This window comes from Coprococcus sp. LG101-27, from assembly GCF_027695515.1.
GTDB lineage: Bacteria > Bacillota > Clostridia > Lachnospirales > Lachnospiraceae > Allocoprococcus > Allocoprococcus comes.
The window spans coordinates 58,995-78,538 of record NZ_JAQEUJ010000009.1 but is presented as its reverse complement, the minus strand read 5'-3'; the positions used below and the strand labels follow the sequence as shown (position 1 = coordinate 78,538).

The 19,544-nt window shown below is 41.5% G+C and carries 15 protein-coding genes and 1 pseudogene; 15 read left to right on the top strand and 1 reads right to left on the bottom strand.

Going from position 1 to position 19,544, the window contains the following annotated elements; all coding sequences use genetic code 11:
• The 14 genes and pseudogenes from PG766_RS08415 (at nucleotide 1) to PG766_RS08350 (ending at nucleotide 16,020) form a co-directional block, all read left to right on the top strand.
• The gene (locus PG766_RS08415; RefSeq protein WP_118198997.1) at nucleotides 1-1,026 is read left to right on the top strand and encodes an ABC transporter ATP-binding protein; all 1,026 of its coding nucleotides are present in this window, start codon (nucleotides 1-3) and stop codon (nucleotides 1,024-1,026) included.
• Between the two features lie 15 nt (nucleotides 1,027-1,041).
• Nucleotides 1,042-1,929 (top strand): nucleoside hydrolase, encoded by an 888-nt coding sequence (locus PG766_RS08410; RefSeq protein WP_117834322.1) that lies wholly within the window; start codon nucleotides 1,042-1,044, stop codon nucleotides 1,927-1,929.
• A 5-nt stretch (nucleotides 1,930-1,934) separates the two neighbouring features.
• Nucleotides 1,935-2,612, top strand: a pseudogene (locus PG766_RS08405) (TIGR04283 family arsenosugar biosynthesis glycosyltransferase); the annotation flags it as partial.
• Between the two features lie 139 nt (nucleotides 2,613-2,751).
• Complete coding sequence (locus PG766_RS08400) at nucleotides 2,752-3,528, top strand: ABC transporter permease (protein WP_118198999.1); 777 nt, start codon at nucleotides 2,752-2,754, stop codon at nucleotides 3,526-3,528.
• A gap of 8 nt (nucleotides 3,529-3,536) precedes the next feature.
• Complete coding sequence (locus tag PG766_RS08395) at nucleotides 3,537-4,274, top strand: ABC transporter ATP-binding protein (RefSeq protein WP_117834316.1); 738 nt, start codon at nucleotides 3,537-3,539, stop codon at nucleotides 4,272-4,274.
• A gap of 9 nt (nucleotides 4,275-4,283) precedes the next feature.
• A complete protein-coding gene (locus PG766_RS08390; protein WP_117822980.1) occupies nucleotides 4,284-4,865 on the top strand; it encodes a hypothetical protein in 582 nt (193 codons plus the stop codon).
• A gap of 21 nt (nucleotides 4,866-4,886) precedes the next feature.
• Nucleotides 4,887-7,343 (top strand): glycosyltransferase family 2 protein, encoded by a 2,457-nt coding sequence (locus PG766_RS08385; RefSeq protein WP_118199000.1) that lies wholly within the window; start codon nucleotides 4,887-4,889, stop codon nucleotides 7,341-7,343.
• A gap of 3 nt (nucleotides 7,344-7,346) precedes the next feature.
• Nucleotides 7,347-9,140, top strand: coding sequence for a glycosyltransferase family 2 protein (locus tag PG766_RS08380; protein ID WP_118199001.1), 1,794 nt, complete (start codon nucleotides 7,347-7,349; stop codon nucleotides 9,138-9,140).
• A gap of 18 nt (nucleotides 9,141-9,158) precedes the next feature.
• The gene (locus tag PG766_RS08375; protein ID WP_118199002.1) at nucleotides 9,159-10,508 is read left to right on the top strand and encodes an undecaprenyl-phosphate glucose phosphotransferase; all 1,350 of its coding nucleotides are present in this window, start codon (nucleotides 9,159-9,161) and stop codon (nucleotides 10,506-10,508) included.
• Nucleotides 10,505-11,440, top strand: a complete 936-nt coding sequence (locus tag PG766_RS08370; protein WP_118199003.1) for a glycosyltransferase family 2 protein — start codon at nucleotides 10,505-10,507, stop codon at nucleotides 11,438-11,440. The genes PG766_RS08375 and PG766_RS08370 overlap by 4 nt, the downstream gene beginning before the upstream one ends.
• Nucleotides 11,433-12,722, top strand: a complete 1,290-nt coding sequence (locus tag PG766_RS08365) for an LCP family protein (protein ID WP_243002752.1) — start codon at nucleotides 11,433-11,435, stop codon at nucleotides 12,720-12,722. The genes PG766_RS08370 and PG766_RS08365 overlap by 8 nt, the downstream gene beginning before the upstream one ends.
• Before the next feature lie 15 nt (nucleotides 12,723-12,737).
• Nucleotides 12,738-13,667: a rhodanese-like domain-containing protein gene (locus PG766_RS08360; protein WP_117555927.1), complete on the top strand. Its 930-nt coding sequence runs from the start codon at nucleotides 12,738-12,740 to the stop codon at nucleotides 13,665-13,667.
• Nucleotides 13,667-15,001: a glycosyltransferase gene (locus PG766_RS08355; RefSeq protein WP_182438618.1), complete on the top strand. Its 1,335-nt coding sequence runs from the start codon at nucleotides 13,667-13,669 to the stop codon at nucleotides 14,999-15,001. The genes PG766_RS08360 and PG766_RS08355 overlap by 1 nt, the downstream gene beginning before the upstream one ends.
• A gap of 110 nt (nucleotides 15,002-15,111) precedes the next feature.
• Nucleotides 15,112-16,020: a rhodanese-like domain-containing protein gene (locus tag PG766_RS08350; protein ID WP_117834298.1), complete on the top strand. Its 909-nt coding sequence runs from the start codon at nucleotides 15,112-15,114 to the stop codon at nucleotides 16,018-16,020.
• Nucleotides 16,021-16,135: 115 nt separating this feature from the next.
• Here PG766_RS08350 and PG766_RS08345 read toward each other — a convergent pair whose 3' ends face one another.
• The gene (locus PG766_RS08345) at nucleotides 16,136-18,451 is read right to left on the bottom strand and encodes a rhodanese-like domain-containing protein (RefSeq protein ID WP_118199005.1); all 2,316 of its coding nucleotides are present in this window, start codon (nucleotides 18,449-18,451) and stop codon (nucleotides 16,136-16,138) included.
• A gap of 191 nt (nucleotides 18,452-18,642) precedes the next feature.
• On the opposite strand from PG766_RS08345, the gene rfbA reads away from it, so the two are divergent.
• Nucleotides 18,643-19,539: a glucose-1-phosphate thymidylyltransferase RfbA gene (gene rfbA, locus PG766_RS08340; protein ID WP_118199036.1), complete on the top strand. Its 897-nt coding sequence runs from the start codon at nucleotides 18,643-18,645 to the stop codon at nucleotides 19,537-19,539.
• The last annotated feature ends 5 nt before the right edge of the window (nucleotides 19,540-19,544 follow it).

Sequence of the window (19,544 nt, the reverse complement as noted above, 5' to 3'; positions counted from 1 at the left end):
ATGAGTCTTACAATTAAAGAACTTTGTGTAGATTTACAAAAGATAAGAATACTGAAGAATATAAATCTGGAGATTAGAACGGGAGAATTTATTTCGCTTCTTGGCGCCTCAGGCTGCGGAAAGACAACACTGTTAAAAAGCATTGCAGGTCTTCTTGAAACGCAGGAAGGGGATATCCGGATCGATGACACATCGATTACAAATCTTGCACCGGAAAAAAGAGGAACCGTGATTGTTTTTCAGGATCTCAGACTGTTTCCGCATATGACAGTAGAACAGAATATCAGTTTTTCGATGGATCTGAAAAAAATCCCGAAAAAAGATAAGCAGGCGCGGGTAGGAGAACTGTTAAAAGTTGTTCAGCTGGAAGGATTTGAGAAGCGTAAGATCCAGGAAATGTCCGGTGGACAGCGTCAGAGGGTCGCGCTGGCAAGAGCGCTTGCGGCAGATCCGAAAATTCTTCTTCTTGATGAACCATTTTCAAGCCTAGATGAGAATCTGCGGTGCGAGATGGCAGATCTGGTAAGAAAGCTGCATCATGAGATGGAGCTTACGGTCGTTATGGTCACGCATGATAAAGAAGAAGCAATGAAGGTGTCTGACCGGATCGCTCTGATGAAAGCTGGAGAAGTGCTTCAGTATGATAAGCCGGAGAGGATATTTTACCATCCAGAGTCCAGAGCGGTGGCAGATTATATGGGACAGACAAATTATATTTTGGGGAAAGTGGAGAATGGCAGATTCGTAAGCCGGGCAGTTTCATTTGAGACGCAGAAAGCAGAAGGAGAGTATGAGCTGATGGTCCGACCATCGGCGATCACGCTGACTGTAGATGAGACGGAAAGAATGTATCAGATTGAAGAAGTTATGTTTGAGGGGGAAACAGCAGAAATCCTGTTGAAGTATGTAGATGGAAAGCTGACAGTATGGCTACTTCACCGTGACTGGATGAAACTGGGGGTAAAAACAGGAGAACTGGTTGGCATCAAAATTGATGAAAGACAGGGGATTTTGTTTCAGAAGTGATAAAAGGAGAATGGTATGCGAAAAATAATTCATGATTGTGACTGTACGTTTGGAATTAACGGGTGTGATGTAGATGATGGACTGGCACTGCTGTATCTTCTGGGGGATCCGGAAGCAGAGGTTCTGGGAGTGACGACAACTTATGGGAACAATACGCTGGAGAAGGTTTACGAAAATACAAAGAAGTTTGTAAAGAAAATTGGGCATGACGAGTTGCGTGTTTACAAAGGTGGAGCGGCACCGGGAGAAACCGAAGGGGAAGCGGCACATTATCTTGCCGAGATGGCAGAAAAATATGCCGGGGAGCTGGAAATTCTGGTGACGGGTTCCGTGACAAATCTTTATGGAGCCTGGAAACACAATCCTGAGTTTTTTCATCAGGTGAAGAGTATCGTATTGATGGGAGGAACAACAGAACCACTGATCTTTGCAAAGCGGGAAATGGATGAACTTAATTTCTCCTGTGATCCGCTGGCAACTTATACGACACTTACCAGTGGAACGGATGTTGCGGTTATTACGGGCAATAATTGCCTGAAGGTACTTTTTACAAGAGAAGAGTATGAAAGAGAGCTTTCGGATCTGAGTAAGGGAGTTGTAAGGCTGATTAAGAATGAGACGGATTACTGGTTTGACAATAACTGGGATGAATATGGAATTCCCGGATATTATAACTGGGATGCGATTGCTGCGGCTTACATGATGCATCCGGAACTTTTTGAGATACAGAGAGTGGACATGCAGCTGTCAACAGAAAAGCTTACAAAGGGAAGACTGATTCTGGCAGAGGATGAAACGAAAAAGAACTGCACTCTCAAGATCCCGGTGATCAGAGATGCGGACGAGTTCCGGAGAAATCTGTATGATACCTGGATGAACGTAGAAATTGAAACCGTGAAGTAGAGATGAAAATATCAATTATTATACCAACATACAATGAAGAATCGACAATTGAAAGGCTGATGAAGACACTGGAGCCGCTGAATGAAAGATGTGAGATTCTGTTTGTAGACGGGGGAAGCACGGATGGAACACTGGCACTTTTGAAGGACCGGTATCCGGTAATTCAGTCCCCGAAAGGAAGGGCAAAGCAGATGAACAAGGGAGCGGAAGAAAGCAGTGGAGATGTACTTTTTTTCCTGCACTGCGACAGTGAAGTTCCAGCTACAGCATTAGAAGAGATTGAGACTGTAATGAAAAAATACCGGGCAGGGTGTTTTGGAATTGCATTTCATTCATATAACTTTTTTATGTTCACCTGCAGGGTGATCTCCAATCACAGGATTAAAGACAGAAAAGTAATGTTTGGAGACCAGGGGATTTTCATTGACCGGAAGTTGTTCTTTGAAGTGGGAAAATTTCCGGAGATGCCGATTCTGGAGGATTATCAGTTTTCACTGACACTCAAAGAAAGAGGGATTCCGCTTGGGATGACAAGACATAGGATCTATACTTCAGACAGAAGATTCGTCGGAAATACAATCGAAAAGCTGAAAGTAATGTGGCTTATGAACCGGCTGAGAGCCATGTATCGGGATGGTGTTCCGGCAGAAGAGATTGCAAAAATATATAAGGATATCCGTTAGGGAGTCTGCTTTATGCAGACTCCTTTACTTATTCAGTAAAACAATAAAAGAAATAGAGAAAATCAATAATAAGTGTAAGCGATTTGATTGAATAAAGACTGAAAAAATAATATAATTATAATTTAAAGGGGAAGAAAATATGTCAGTTTATATTCAAAATTTTGTTAAATTTAAGCCGTTTTTAAAAGAACTGGTTTCAAGAGACGTGAAGGTGAAATACCGGCGTTCCATACTGGGGGTTTTATGGACACTGCTGAATCCTCTTCTTATGATGACGGTTTTATCCATCGTTTTCTCAAATCTGTTTAAATTTGATATAGAGAATTTTCCGTTGTATTTGTTATGTGGGCAGGTTATTTTTAACTTTTTCAATGACGCTACGACAAATGCAATGTCAGCAATTATCGGGAGTGCATCTCTGATAAAGAAGGTGTATGTACCGAAATATGTATTCGTGATGTCAAGGGTGTGTTCCAGTCTGATCAATCTGATGTCATCCTGTGCAGCGTTATTTCTGATTATGATCGGTATGCATGCGGAACTTCACTGGACAATGCTTCTTTCAGTTGTGCCACTTTTTTTGTTGGTGGTTCTGGCTCTGGGGATTGGACTGATTCTGGCGACGATTGCGGTGAAATACAGGGATGTTCTGCACTTGTATTCGGTGCTGATGGCAGTGCTGATGTATCTGACACCGGTTATCTATCCAATGTCGATTCTGCCGGAATGGTTATACCATCTGGTAATGATAAACCCTCTGACCAGTATTCTGATCATGTTCCGGAATGTTGTGATCTATGGCAGACTTCCAGGTCTGGTGATGCTTCTGGTGACAGCAGCAGAAGCTGTACTGTGTCTTGGAGTGGGATGCTGGGTTTTTTATAAGCATCAGGACGGATTCATCTTTGATTTGTAGGAGTAACAATGGAGAATGAAGTAATCGTAAAAGTAGAGAATGTTTCAATCAAATTCTGTCTGGCATCAGAGAAATTTGACGGATTTAAAGAATATTTTATACAGAGAGTAAAGAAAAAAATTACCTATCAGGATTTCTGGGCATTGCAGGATGTGTCGTTTGAGGTCTATAAAGGAGAAACACTGGGGCTAATCGGTGTAAACGGAAGTGGAAAGAGCACGATGTTGAAAATCATTGCAGGTGTCATGAAGCCAACCCGCGGCAGTGTTAAGACTTCTGGTGTGATCGCACCGCTGATTGAGTTGGGAGCCGGGTTTGATTTTGATCTGACTGCAAAAGAAAATGTATTTCTGAATGGGACGCTTCTTGGATATACGAGAGAATATTTGGAGGAGCATTATGAAGAAATCGTAGAATTTTCAGAATTGGAGCAATTTATGGATGTGCCGGTGAAAAATTTTTCATCTGGAATGTTTTCACGGCTTGCATTTGCGGTCGCAACGATTGGGCAGCCGGATATTCTGATCGTAGATGAGGTATTGTCGGTAGGAGATTTCCATTTTCAGCAGAAATGTGAGGCGAGAATTAACCGGATGAAGGAAAATGGTGCCACGATTCTTTTTGTTTCACATAATATGGAGCAGGTGAGAAATTTGTGCAGTCGGATCGTGTGGCTGGAGCATGGCAGGGTTCACAGTATCGGAGACGCGGATGAATTGTGCAGGGAATATCAGGAAGCAGAATAAGAGGGAAAAATGAAAAAAATAAAAAAGATGGCAGCAGTCATTATACTGATTCTGATTGCATTTATTTATGGACATATTCATAAGACCCATGCGATTTATGACCGGACGGTTGAAAATGATCAGTATATCATGCTGGACGGATCACAGAGTCAGATAACACAGGAGTTTATCTGTGAGGAAGATTCGCTGGATGGAATTCAGGTGAAATGTCAGAATTTGCAGGAAGATCCAGAAGCAGAGATTCGAGTTTATCTTCAGGATTGTGAAAATGGAGGAATTGTCGCAAAATCTGTGAAGAAGGCAGGAGAAATCAAAACGGGCAAATTCAATGAATTTTCGTTTGATACGGTCAGCAGATGCAGAGGGAAGGCGTATAAAGTAGTGTTTGAGAAAGATTTTCTTGCACTTTATGCAGAAAAGACATCAGAAGAAGGAACAAATTTGAAAATAAATAGTGAAGAAAGTGAAGGAACTTTAATTTTAAAGACGGTTACATATCGGTTTGATATAGAAACATTTTGTGTATTTATGTTATTAGTATCGTACATCTGTGTTTTCTTTCAGTTTTTGAACTGGTTATTTTCCAGATAGTATGGAAGAGAGGACTTGAAAATGGAAAATGCTTTTTATATTGTGGCATGTCGATTTCATGTAAGAGAAAAAGACAGATTGCTTATTACAGGATATTTTCTGGAAAACAGACCGGATGGAAACCGGATTGAGATCCGGCTGGATGGTAAGAAAATGTTTTATACAATGGATGGAATTCGTCTTCACCCAATGAAATTCCGCAAGATAAAAAAAAGACTTATTACCAAACAGTTTTTTTTCTGGGTACATCTTCCAAAAGACTGGAGAGAGGCATCCAGACTGGAGGTAGCACAGTCGTACCGTGGAAAAGAAGAAAAGATGAAGACATTTGCAGTCAGTGAGTTGAAAAAACTGGAAAAATGGCAGGCAAATAGTATTGATAAAGTGAATATGGAAGAGAAAGGCTTCTCAATCGAGGGATGGTATTATAACAGGAAAAATGCATCAATCCGGTTTTTAGATGAGAATCAGAATGAGCTGGAGATGAAAGAAGAAAAAGTACGGCGGCTGGATGTTTTGCGGGAGTATCCGGAATGTAAAAAAGAAGAAATTGTCGGATTTAAGGCATTTTATGAGGAAGTCGTTCCGCGAAAATTAGAAGTGTGCTTTGAAGAGGATGAAAGGCATGCGGAAGAGACAATGAATCTTAAAAGAAAACTGAGACGCCAGAAAATGCAGGATGATCTTCGCAAAGTCAGAATCTATTATCGTCAGTTTGGAGTCCGTGCGGCATTTATAAGGGTTGGTGACAAATTAAGTGGAAAAAACGGTACTGAGTATGAAGAATGGCTGCGAAGACATGAGCCGTCCAAAATCAGGCTGTATCAGCAGAAGAGAAAGAAGTTTGCCCGGATGCCAAAGATTTCGATTGTTGTTCCCCTTTATCGGACACCAGAAGAATATCTGCGGGAAATGCTGGATTCTGTAAGAAGACAATCCTATCAGAACTGGGAACTCTGCCTCTCAGATGGAAGTGGGGAAGATTCACCGATTACAGAAATTCTGAAAGAGTATATAAAGAAGGATAGCCGGATCCAAGTGAAGAATAATAAAAAACAGCTGCATATTTCAGACAATACAAATGTGGCACTGGATATGGCAACAGGAGATTATATCGCTTTTATGGATCATGACGATCTGCTGACACCGGACGCATTGTATGAGTGTGTGGCAGAGCTGAATGAATATCCGGATACAGAGCTTATTTATACGGACGAGGATAAGATTACAATGGATGGAGAAGAGTATTTCTTCCCTCATTTTAAATCGGATTTTAATCTGGATATGCTCTGTACAACAAATTATTTCTGTCATCTGGTGGTTGTTAAAAAGGAATTATATCAGGCGGCAGGAAAGTTGAACGGCGAATACGATGGTGCACAGGACTATGATTTTGTACTCCGGTGTGTTGAGAAGACCGATAAGATCCGGCATATACCGAAAATCCTATATCACTGGCGAGCATGCGAAGGATCTACAGCAGGCAGTGCAGACAATAAATCCTATATTGTGGATGCAGGTGCAAAAGCGGTAAGAGCGCATTACAGAAGAATGGGAATTGAAGCAGAAGTCATTCCAACGAAGTATCCGGGAATGTACCGGACAAAATATCCGGTGAAACAAACGCCTAAGATATCAATCATTATTCCGAACAAAGATCATACCGATGATCTGATCAAGTGTCTACGGTCGATCCGGGAGAAAAATACATATGAGAATATAGAAATCCTTATTGTGGAAAATAACAGCCAGAAAAAAAGAACTTTTAAAGATTACAGAAGGATCATGTATGAGGATTCCAGAGTTAAAGTTCTGTACTGGAAAGGAGAAGGGTTCAATTATCCGGAAATCAACCAATATGGAGTTGACCATGCGGCTGGAGAATATCTGCTGTTCCTGAACAACGATACAGAAATGATCGGCAGTGATTGCATCAAAGAAATGCTGAGTTATTGTATGCGGGAGGATGTAGGTGCTGTCGGAGCGAGAATGTATTACGAAGATGGAACGCTTCAGCATGGAGGAGTGATCATCGGACTTGGAGGAGTGGCAGGACATGCATTCCTTGGCATAGACGGAGATTCGCCGGGATACTTTGCGAGGGCGCAGGTGATCCATGATCTGAGTGCGGTGACCGCAGCCTGTATGATGATGAAAAAACGGGTGTATGAAGAAGTTGGAGGATTTGACTCGAAGTTTGCGGTGGCATTTAATGATGTAGATCTGTGCCTGAAAATACGAAAAGCCGGATATCTGATCGTATATGATCCATATGCGGAACTGATTCATTATGAATCCAAGTCAAGAGGATATGAAGATACGGAAGAGAAAATCGAACGTTTCCACGGAGAAGTAAATCTGTTTCAGACAAGGTGGAAAGATTTCCTGAAAAAGGGTGATCCATATTACAGTCCGAATCTGACACTGGATCATAATGATTTTGGACTGAATCATCTGGCAAAAGTGGAGAGGAGATAGGAGATGTTCAATAAAATGTCTCTGTATCGGGTAAAAAAAGGATTCGTATATCTGCGGTACTTTGGACCAAAAGAGTTTCTGATACGATTAAAAGAAAGAATCCGTATTCAGAAGATTGATTATGAAAAATGGTATGAGAATCACAGACGAACAGAAGAGGAATTGGAAAGTCAAAGGCAGGAAGTATTTGCGTATGCACCCCTGATCAGTATTGTCGTGCCGGTATATCAGGCACCGGAAGAATTTTTGAGACAGATGATTCTGTCTGTATGCCGTCAGACGTATAAAAATTGGGAATTATGTATGACTGTTTCAGATGAAGAGAGACACAGAATGGAAGAAATTCTGGAAGAGGATGAGTTCAAAGAAAAAGCGATTCACCTGATCGGTATTTCAGAAAACAGAGGAATTTCTGAAAATACAAATGCAGCGATAAAGGAAGCTACCGGAACATATATCGGTTTTTTGGATCAAGATGATCTGCTTGCGCCGGATGCATTGTACGAGATGGTAAAGAAGTTGAATGAGTATCCGGAGGTCGGACTTCTTTATTCAGATGAAGATAAAGTGACGGCAGATCTGAAAAAACATTTTCAGCCGCATTTTAAACCAGATTTTAATCTGGATCTGTTGCGAGCCAATAACTATATTTGTCATTTTTGCGTGATAAGAAAAAGTCTAATTGAAGAAATAGGTGGATTAAGAAGTGATTTTGACGGAGCACAGGATTACGATCTCGTTTTCCGCTGTGTGGAAAAAACGATAATGGCGCATGTGCCGAGGATTCTTTATCATTGGAGGGTACATCAGGTTTCTACTGCGGACAATCCAATCAGTAAAACTTATGCATTTGAGGCTGGACAGCGTGCCATAGAAGCACATCTGCTAAGATGTGGTGAACATGCAGAAGTTTTACCGGAACTGGATAGAGGGTTTTATCGTGTCCGGTATAAGATGCAGGGGAATCCAAAGATTTCCATTCTGATTCCCAATAAAGATCATATAAAAGATTTGGAGAAATGTCTACAATCGATTTCCAGATCGGATTATAAGAATTACGAGATCATAATTATCGAAAATAACAGCGAAAAAGCGGAAACATTTGCTTATTATAAAACAATAGAGTCAGACCGGATCCGGATTCTGAAGTGGGAGGGATCATTTAATTATTCGGCGATCAACAACTACGCAGTAAGCGAGACTGATGGAGAATATCTGGTACTTCTGAATAATGATACAGAAGTGATTGGAAAGGACTGGCTAGGAGAAATGCTTGCGAACTGCCAGAGAAAAGAAGTCGGGATTGTCGGAGCAAAGCTTTATTATCCAAATGGTCAGGTGCAGCATGCTGGAGTCATTGTTGGGATTCGGGGAATTGCTGGTAATATGTTCCGGGGACTTCCAAAAGGTTATTCCGGGTATATGCACAAAGCAAGTACTCAGCAGGATTTGTCAGCGGTGACCGCAGCATGTATGATGGTAAAGCGTTCTGTATATGAAGAAGTGGGTGGATTTGAGGAGCAACTTGCAGTGGCGTTCAATGATGTTGATTTTTGTCTGAAGGTACGCAGATGTGGATATCTTGTAGTGTATGATCCTTATGTGAAACTGTATCATTATGAATCCAGATCGAGAGGGGCAGAAGATAATGAGGAAAAGATCAGAAGATATCAGTGTGAGATTGATTATGTACGCCGGACCTGGTCTGAAATCATGGAAAAAGGAGATCCGATGTACAATCCCAATCTTACGTTGGTGAAGTGTGATTATTCTTTGCGCGAAAAAGAGAATGGATAGAGAAAAGATGGTGGTATTTTGATAAAGAACAATCAACGGATGCTAAATAAAGCACAGGTATGTGTAGATGCAGGAATTATTGCTGTCGCATATTTTTTCTCGTGGTATCTGAGATTCAGGAGTGGGATTTTTGCGCAGGACGCAGGAGTCCTGCCGGTGCAAACATATTTTTCAGCTCTGTTTTTTATAATTCCCGGATATTTGCTTTTGTATAGCAGTTTTCAACTTTATATGCCAAGAAGGATAAAAAGTTACAGGCAGGAATTGTGGGATATCATTCGTGCAAATGGGATTGGTCTTATGGCTTTTATCCTGGTACTTTATTTTATAAAGCAGGAGCATTTTTCAAGACAGATGCTGTGCATTTTCTTCCTTGTAAATATCTTCCAGGAATTTATTTCAAGATATCTGATCCGTACAGTGCTGTGGAAAATACGAAAGCAGGGGATGAATCAGAAACATATTCTGATGGTCGGAGAGAGTCAGGCAGCAGAACAGTATATGGACAGACTGAGACAGAATCCAAAGTGGGGATATCATGTGTTTGCCCATCTGAAAGATGAAGAGAAACTGGAAAGAATACTGGAGGAGAATGAACTGGATGAGGTTGTGATTGCGCTTCGTGCAGAGGATTATGGGAAACTGGAGAGGATTGTGAATGTTTGTGAGAAGGCAGGGGTGCACACGAAAATGATTCCTGATTTTGGAAATGTGATTTCTACCAGGCCTTATATCGAGGATATGCAGGGAATTCCGGTGATCCATGTCCGCAGAGTTCCATTGAATATCATGCGAAACCGAGTGGCAAAGAGGGCAGTTGATCTGATTGGGACAACGGTTGCAATCATCCTTTTTTTACCGGTCATGCTGCTTACTGCGCTGGTGGTTGCCTTTACAGAGGAAGGAAGTGTGATCTACCGGCAGGAAAGAGTTGGACTGCATAACCAGGTATTTTATATGTACAAATTTCGGTCTATGATCATGCAGGATGAAGAAGAGGAAAAAACAGAATGGTCTACCAGGAATGATCCGAGGATTACACCGGTTGGAAAGCTGATCCGCAGGACGAGTATTGATGAACTGCCGCAGCTTTTTAATGTGCTGAAAGGAGAGATGAGTCTGGTAGGACCAAGACCGGAAAGGCCACAGTTTGTGCAAAAGTTCCGGGATGAAATTCCACGTTATATGGTAAAACATCAGGTGCGTCCGGGAATGACTGGTTGGGCGCAGATTAATGGATATCGTGGAGACACTTCCATTGAGAAGCGGATCGAATATGATCTTTACTATATTGAAAACTGGACAATGGGACTTGATCTGAAAATATTGGTTCTGACATTTTTTAAAGGGTTTTTTAACGGAAGATGAAAATAGATGTGATCATACCGGTCTACAGACCGACAGAAAAACTAAATAAAGTATTATATGGACTTAGCAGACAGACATATCTTCCGGAACGAATTATTCTGCTGCATACCAGAGATGGGATAAAGCTGGATGTTTCGGCCTGTAAAGACAGGGTTTCCGTTACAGAGATTCCGATTCCGGAAAAAGAATTTGATCATGGAAGAACCAGAGATCTGGGGATTCGGATGTCGGATGCAGATATTGTGGTCATGATGACCCAGGATGCAGTTCCGGTAGATTCGTTTCTTTTGGAAAAGCTTTCAGAAACGTTAAAGGAGCATTCGGATGCTGTGGCAGCTTATGCCAGGCAGATACCGGATCAGAACTGTGGTCTGTTGGAAAAATATACGAGAGTATTCAATTATCCCCCAAAAAGCCAGATTAAATCTCAGAAGGATTTGCCAAAACTGGGAATAAAAACTTATTTTTGCTCCAATGTGTGTGCTGCCTATCGGAGAGGAGTCTATCTGGAACTGGGAGGATTTCCACATCCGGTCATCTTCAATGAAGATCTGATCTTTGCGGCAGGAGCAGTTCGAAGTGGATGGAAGATTATTTATAAAGCAGATGTACGGGTGATACATTCTCATGAGTATACTTACAGAGAGCTGATAAGGAGAAATTTTGACCAGGGTGTATCGCAGGCATGTCATCCAGAAATATTTGAAAGAGTAAAGTCAGAGAAAGAAGGCATACACCTGATTTGCACACTTGTGAAAAAGCTTTTAAAAGAAAGAAAATATTTGCAGATTATACAGCTGTTTGTGGAAAGCGGGTGCAAATATCTGGGCTACCAGATGGGAAAACATTACCGACAATTACCGGAAAGTTTCATCATGAAACTGACAATGAATCATAATTACTGGAGAGGAAGGAATGATGAGGATGCTTAAAAAAATTGCAGGATGGTCATGGAAGAAAAAGATAATAGTGATTATTTGCGTAGTGTTGACACTTGTTCTGGGGGCGGCAGGTGCCGTATTCGGATATGCTGCCAGTAAAGTGAACAAAATTCAGAAGATTGAAGTAAAAAAAGAAACGTTGAAAGAGTCTATTACAGAAGAGGTGGAGCATAAAAGCGGATATCTGAATGTGGCAGTATTCGGGCTGGATTCTAGGGATGGGTCACTAGATAAAGGAAATCGAAGTGATACGATCATGATCGTAAGTTTGAATCAGGAAACTTATGAAGTGAAAATGGTATCGGTGTACCGTGATACTTTTATGCGGCTGAAAGATGGAAGTTATAATAAGGCGAATGCAGCCTATTCTTATTTCGGACCGGATGGGGGTGTTGCTCTTTTGAATGAGAACATGGATATGAACATTGAGAAGTATGTATCTGTGAACTTTAATGCCTTAGTCGATGTAATTGATGCGGTGGGAGGAATGGATCTGGAGCTGACTGATGCAGAAGTAGTCCACATGAATAATTATTGTGTGGAGACTTCTGAAGTAACCGGAAAAAGTTATAAGAAGATTGAGCCGGAAGTCGGAGGTAGCTATCATCTGAATGGAGTACAGGCGGTTTCTTATGCGAGAATCCGTTATACAGATGGTGGAGACGCGCAGCGTACAGTGCGTCAGAGAATCGTCCTTCTGAATATCATGCAGAAGCTGCAGCAGATGGACCTGACGACGATCAATAAGATTGCTGACAGTGTTTTTCCACAGATTGCAACCAATTTTTCTTTTACTGAAATTCTGAATTATGCGAAAGATTTTCAAAAATATAGAGTAGGTGAAACACTTGGATTTCCAAATGTAAGATATTCCAAAATGCTTTCTGGAGTGGGAAGTACAGAAATTGCAGATACACTGGCATCCAATGTTGCCGAGGTACATCAGTTCCTGTTTGGAGATACAGATTATCAGGTATCCGGGACGGTAAAAGGAATTGATGATGAAATAAACGATGCGCTTTCCAGTGGAAAATATGAGGAAGCAGACGAAACTGAAAAAGAGGATGAAAAATCGGAAGATAAGACATCTGAGGAAACAAATCATACAGAAACAAATATAAAAGTAACGGAAGATGGAAATGCAGGAACGGATTCCGGCAGTTCATCGGGAGACAGTGGTTCGGGTTCGCAGGCAGTGACAGAACCGCAGCAGCCGGATACAGAAGCACCACCGGATTACTATGAGGAAGATTACTATTACGGTGATGATTAGAGGAGGAAAAAGGAAATGAGAAAAAGAACAAAGTGGTTATGCAGTGTATTGCTTGTTGCAACAATTGGTCTGACAGGATGTGGACAGAAACAGAAGACAGAAAGTAGGGCAGAGAAATCTGATGAAAATCATTTTGTAGGAGAGTGGATTGTTGAGCCGGAGTATGCAATCAGCAAGGTTGGAGATGAAAATACGCTGTTTGTAGATGGAAGGGGAGAAAAAAAGGCAATCCTTGGAACTGTAAAAGGTGCAATTGCTACAGTATGGCAGGACTGGAGTATTACAGAAGGAAAGCAGGGAGATGAGAAATGGGGGTGCATCCAGAAGCCGGAACAGCTGGAAGAGACTCTTGGCAATCTTGGAATTACAAAGGATAAAGAAATTATTCTGATCGGTGAGACCCTAGATGGATGGGGAGATGATGCGAGACTTCTCTGGGAACTCCGGGCAGCCGGATATGAAGATGTGAAGATGGTAGATGGCGGATGGAAGGCGTTGAAAGACAGTGGAATCAAGACACAGTTCCTCGCATCCAAACCGGAACCGGCAGAAGTAAAAATCGATGAAATTGATTATTCCCATGTGATGACAACCGAAGAATTACAGAAGAATTATGACGAGTACAAAATTGTGGATGTGCGTACTGATGAAGAATATGAAGGAGCAATTCTGTATGATGAAGCAAAGGGAGGACATCTTCCGGGAGCAATTCATATCCGGTACACAGATCTGTTCAATGATGCAGGATATCTGAAATCCAATGAAGAACTGACAAAAATGTTTGAGGATGCCGGACTGTCTAAAGATGATGAGATCGTCACTTATTGTACAGGAGGAATCCGCTCGGCATATACACAGCTGGTAATGGAAATGTGTGGATTTGAACATACATACAATTATGATCAGTCATTCTGGAGATGGGCTGTTGTTGGAGATGTAGAATAATGGTTAGCGTTTTGATGTGTACTTATAACCGGAGATTTTGCCTGCAACAGGCGATTGACAGCGTACTTTGTCAGACGTATCCGGATTTTGAATTTGTCATCGTAGATGACGGATCGACCGACGGAACAGAAGAACTGATTAAAAGCTATCAGGATCCACGGATCAGATATTTTAAACTGGATCAGAATTCGTTTTACTGTTATGCGGCAAATCAGGGGCTTGATCACTGCCAAGGAGACTATGTGGCATTTATGAACAGCGATGATGCATGGTTGCCGGATAAACTGGAAAAACAGGTGTCAGTTATGGAACAGAACCGAATGCTTGGTGCATGTTTTACAAGAGTGTATCTGGTAGATGAGAGCGGCAATGAGATATCGGAAGAATGCAGAGATATGGCAGCACTTTTTGACAGAAAGTGTACGACACAGAACGAATATCTGCATACGCTTCTGCAATCTGGGAATTTTCTTTGTCATCCTTCGGCGCTGGTCAGAAAATCCGTTTTGGACAAGATTGGATATTTCAATCTTTTGTATCGTCAGCTGGCGGATTATGACCTGTGGCTTCGGCTTGTAAGTGAGTCAGAGATCACGATTTTGGAGGAACGGCTGATTCGGTTTCAGTGGGATATAAAAGGGAAAAAACAGATCAGCATGTCGACAAGAGAAAATTCGGTGCGTTCATTTAATGAATCTGTTATGATCCGAAAAAACTACATTGAAAAGATGTCTGAAAAAAATTTTTTCCAGTTTTTCAGGGGAGATTTTCAGAATCCGGATTCTACATCACATTTACAACTGGAATTTGAAAAGGCATTCTGGCTGATGAAATGTACAACTAAAGAGCCAGGACTGAAAGCGGCAGGGATGGAAATGCTGGAGAGGGCTATGAGAGAAGAGAATGCAATGGAAACTTTAAGAGCGCATTTTCATATGGATATTTTTGATTTGTATCAGTGGACTGGAGAGCATATGTATAAGACGCCATGGCTTATAAGTGAAATTGAAGAAGGAAGCCAGCAACTGGCGTATTATAAAGATATTATCAGACAGAAAGATGAGTATATCGGGCAGCAGAAAGAACAGCTTGAAAAACAAAATGCAGCGATTGAACAGCAGCAGGAATATATAGAAGGACAGCGAAGGCAGACCGCGCATTATGAAAAACAGCTGGATGAACTTGGCAGACGGATGGAACAGAAAACAGGGCAGCTTAAGAAATATGAGGATAAGATCAGGGAGCAGGATGAAATGATCCAGACATATGCAAATTCAACCAGCTGGAAAATAACAGAACCGATGAGAAAAATCATGCGTCTGCTGAAAAAGTGATTTATAGAAAAGATAAATATACTTAATCCGGGATAAGGACAATCAATTAGTGAATAGATTGTAGATATGTTATAGTTAGAAGAAAGAAGATTAGACGAGGAGAAAAGATTATGAAAAGAACAGCATTATTTCTTGCAGGAATTCTTGCGATTTCATCACTTTCAGGATGTGGTGCAAAGAATTCGGCATCAGACAGCAGTGAACCATTTGAAGGAAAGTATGTAGTAACCGCCGATTATGTGAAAGAAAATCTGGACGATATCATCGTAGTGGATGCAAGAGGTGAAGATGAGGCGAAAAAAGGTACTGTAAAAGGTGCAGTGGCAACGACATGGCAGTATCTGGCAACCTGTGAAGACGGGGAAGCGGGAGATGCAAACTGGGGATGTATCCTTGATACAAAGCGCCTGAGCGAAAGATTAGGAGAGCTTGGGCTGGCAAAAGATAAGGAAATCGTGCTTTTTTCAAATGCGGAGAAAGGCTGGGGAGAAGATGGCAGGATTGCATGGGAGCTGATCGCGGCAGGCTATGAGGATGTGAAAATCGTAGATGGCGGGATCAAAGCACTGAAAGCAGCAGGAGTTGAGACTGTCAAAGGAGCAGCAGAGCCGAAACCGGTATCGGTAGAAATTGATTCGATTGATGAAACACATGTGATCAATACGGATGAGCTGAAAGAGATTTATGACGACTGTAAAATTGTGGATACCCGTACAGATAAAGAATACAATGGAAAGACAATGTATGGGGAGGCAAATGGGGGACATCTTCCAGGGGCAATCCAGATCCGTTATACGGATTTATTTAACAGTGACAGTACATTAAAGAGTAATGAAGATCTGACCAAGATGTTTGAAGATGCAGGACTTTCAAAAGAGGATCATATTATTACTTACTGTACCGGAGGAATCCGTTCAGCTTATATGCAGCTTGTAATGGAAATGTGTGGCTTTGAAAATTCAGAGAACTATGACGAATCTTTCTACAGATGGTGTGTGGAAGGAAATCTGGAGAAATAAAAGAGAAGCAGATCAACGAGATCTGAACATCGTATGAATATGAATGGATTTGAAAAAGCGGGACGTTGGCAATTTAGTCAGCGTCCCGCTTTTGTAACCTTTTTGGGAATAATTATTATTTTACAATTTTTTTCTTACCGAATGCAATGATTGCGCCAAGAGCAGCGAGCATTGCAACTGCGAGAGAAGCGATAGGAGCGGTATCTCCTGTCTTTGTTGTAGCAGCAGTAGTGGTTTTACCGTTATTCTGGTTTTTATTGTTATCTTTGCCATTGTTGTCTTTCTTTGTATCAGGATCAGCGACAGGATCTGTTACAAAATGCTTCTGGATCACTTCACTTTTTGCACCGTTTTCGATGGTGAATACGTTAGTGATTCCGGCTTCTTTGAGAAGCTGAGTTGCTTTTGCAGCACCTCTTGCTCCACTGTTGCAAAGAACGTAAATTGTTTTTCCTTCAAAATCTGCTTTGTGAGCAGCTACATATTCTGTAAATGCTTTTGCAAGATCATCCGGAAGTTTGTTATCTTTGTCAAAAAGTGGAAGGGAAAGGGATCCCTTTAAGTGTCCTTTGGTGTAAGATTCTGTAGAACGTACATCAAGGATCAGGTAATTCTTTGTATCAGACATTTTGTTGATCACATGAGTATCAGATACATAAATGGAAGCAGCTTTTACATCTTCATTTTTTGCACCACCAGTGATGGTATGAACTTTTGCAAGATCATATCCGGCAGCTTTTAATAAAGCAGTAGCAGCTCTTGCACCACTTGCACCACTGTTACAGAGAAGATAGAGATCTTTTTTCTCAAGAGTGGCTTTGTTGTCTGTTACATATTTTGTGAAATCTTTGGAAAGCTGGTCATCTGTAGTTTTGGCAACTCCGTTTGCATTGAATACAGGTGTTGACATAGAGCCTTTTAAGTGTCCACTTCCATAGTTACCTGTCGCACGGACGTCAAGGATTACTACGTCGTCTTTTCCGACAGCAGCAACAGCTGTTTTCCCATCTACAGCATTTCCGTCTGTTCCAGACATTGCGTACAGAAGTTCCAGACCTTTTGCACCATTTTCAATGGTGTATACTTTACCATCTTCTTTGGCGCTTGTGTTATAGCCAAGTTTGCCAAGAAGCAGAGTTGCTTTTTGCGCACCTCTTGCACCACTGTTGCAGATAATGTAGATTGGTTTGTCTTCTGTTGTTTTTTGAGGAATTTTTTGAGGAATTTCTTCCATGAAAGCTTTTTCAAGCGCTTCCGCTTCAGCAGTGTCAAGTTTGTTGTTATCATCAAACAGAGACTGAGAAATAGATCCCTTCAAAGTACCTGTCTTTGTCTGTGCTTTTGAAGAACGTACATCAATAATGTATGCACTTCCGTCTTTTGCAGCGGCAATAGCATCAGTTCCGCTTACGAATTTGTAGCCGTCTACAGTTACAAAAGCACCTTTTACTGTTTCATCGCCTTCATCGCCTGCACCACCGGTAATGGTGTAGATTGTGTTCTTGTCAACACCGTTGTCTGCAAGTAATGCAGTGGCGGCTCTTGCACCTCTTTGGCCGCTGTTACAGAGGACGTATACTTTTTTGCCTGAGAAGGTAGAACGGTTAGCCTTCACATATTCAGCAAAGGTTTTTGCATATGGATCTTGGTTGGTTTCTGCTACAACCTGTTTTCCTTCTTCATTTAGATAGAAAACAGGAAGAGAAAGAGAGTTTTTCAAATGACCGTTTGCAAAGTTCTCTTTTGTACGTACATCTACGATAACCACGTCATTTGAATCAACAGCAGCTACAGCTTCAGCACCGGTTACAGAATTGTTTGTTCCAAGGAATGCGTAACGAACTTCAAGACCTGTTGCTCCGCCTGTAATGGTATGAATACGACTGGTATCATATCCAGCACGTTGTAATAAAACAGCAGCAGCACGAGCCCCTCTTGCACCACTGTTGCAAAGAAGGTAAAGCTCTTTGTTCTGGAAATTTGCGTTATTAGTTACAGTTACTGTGAAAGCTTTTGCAGTAGCATCTTCAGAAGTTTGGATGATACTGCCATCCTCATTAAATACAGGTGTTGAGAAAGAACCCTCTAAGTGAGAAGTAACATAGTTTGCAGAAGAACGAACGTCTAAAACAGCAACGGTATTTTTATCGGCTGAAATAGCATCTGGGCCGCTTACATTTGCACCAAAAGTATATGCTTTATATGCAGTTTCGAAATCTGTGATAGCATCAGATTCATTAGCTGGAACTGCTTCGTCTTCAGAAACTTCTTCCTGAGTAGTTTCTTCTGGATTCCCCTGATCTTCAGAAACAGTAGTCTGCACATCACTTTCTGTAACGGCATCAGCAACCGGATCAGCGGCAAAAGCTGTCAGAGAGCCGTTCGCAAGTAATGCGAAAGACAGAAATACTGGTAATAATTTTCTTTTCATTTTTCCTCCTTACTCTCAAAATTAGGTTACGATTACATTGTAACAGTTTTCACAAAAATTTCATAATTGTTTTAATCTATATATAAAAATGAAATAGATAAAATCTATAGGTATAATTGAGAGATTTTATTAAACTAACTGCTGTTTCGTGGTAGAATAAAAAGATAAAAATGAAAAACGGGGATATGAAAATGAAAGGAATTATTTTGGCAGGCGGATCAGGAACCCGGCTCTATCCACTTACGATGGTGACATCCAAGCAGCTTTTACCTGTGTATGACAAGCCGATGATCTACTATCCGTTGTCAGTTCTTATGAGTGCAGGAATTCGGGAGATCCTGATCATCAGTACACCACAGGATACACCGAGATTTGAAGAACTTTTCGGGGACGGGCATCAGTTCGGCATCGAATTAACCTATGCGGTGCAGGAAAGACCGGAAGGTCTTGCGCAGGCGTTTATAATAGGAAAAGAATTTATTGGCAATGATGCGGCGGCAATGATCCTGGGGGATAATCTGTTTGCCGGGCATGGGCTTAAGAAACGTCTTTTAGAAGCGGTAAAAGCAGCGGAGAGAGGAGACGGTGCAACCATATTTGGATATTATGTGGATGATCCGGAACGGTTTGGTATCGTGGAATTTGATGAAAAGGGCAAGGCGGTTTCCATTGAGGAAAAACCCGAACATCCGAAAAGTAATTATTGTGTGACAGGTCTGTATTTTTATGATAACCGGGTGAGCGATTATGCAGGACAGTTAAAACCAAGCAGACGCGGGGAGCTGGAGATCACGGATCTTAACCGGATCTATCTGGAACAGGGAAGACTTCGGGTAGAGCTTCTGGGTCAGGGCTTTACCTGGCTGGATGCGGGCACCCATGAGAGTCTGACAGATGCGACCAATTTTGTGAAGACGGTAGAGACTCATCAGCACCGGAAAATTGGATGTCTGGAAGAAATTGCCTATCTGAATGGCTGGATTTCCAGAAACGCACTACTGGAAGTCTGTGAAAAATACAGACAGAATCAGTATGGACAATATTTGCATGACGTAGCAGAAGGAAAGTTCAGAGAGAATCTGTTTTAGACAGG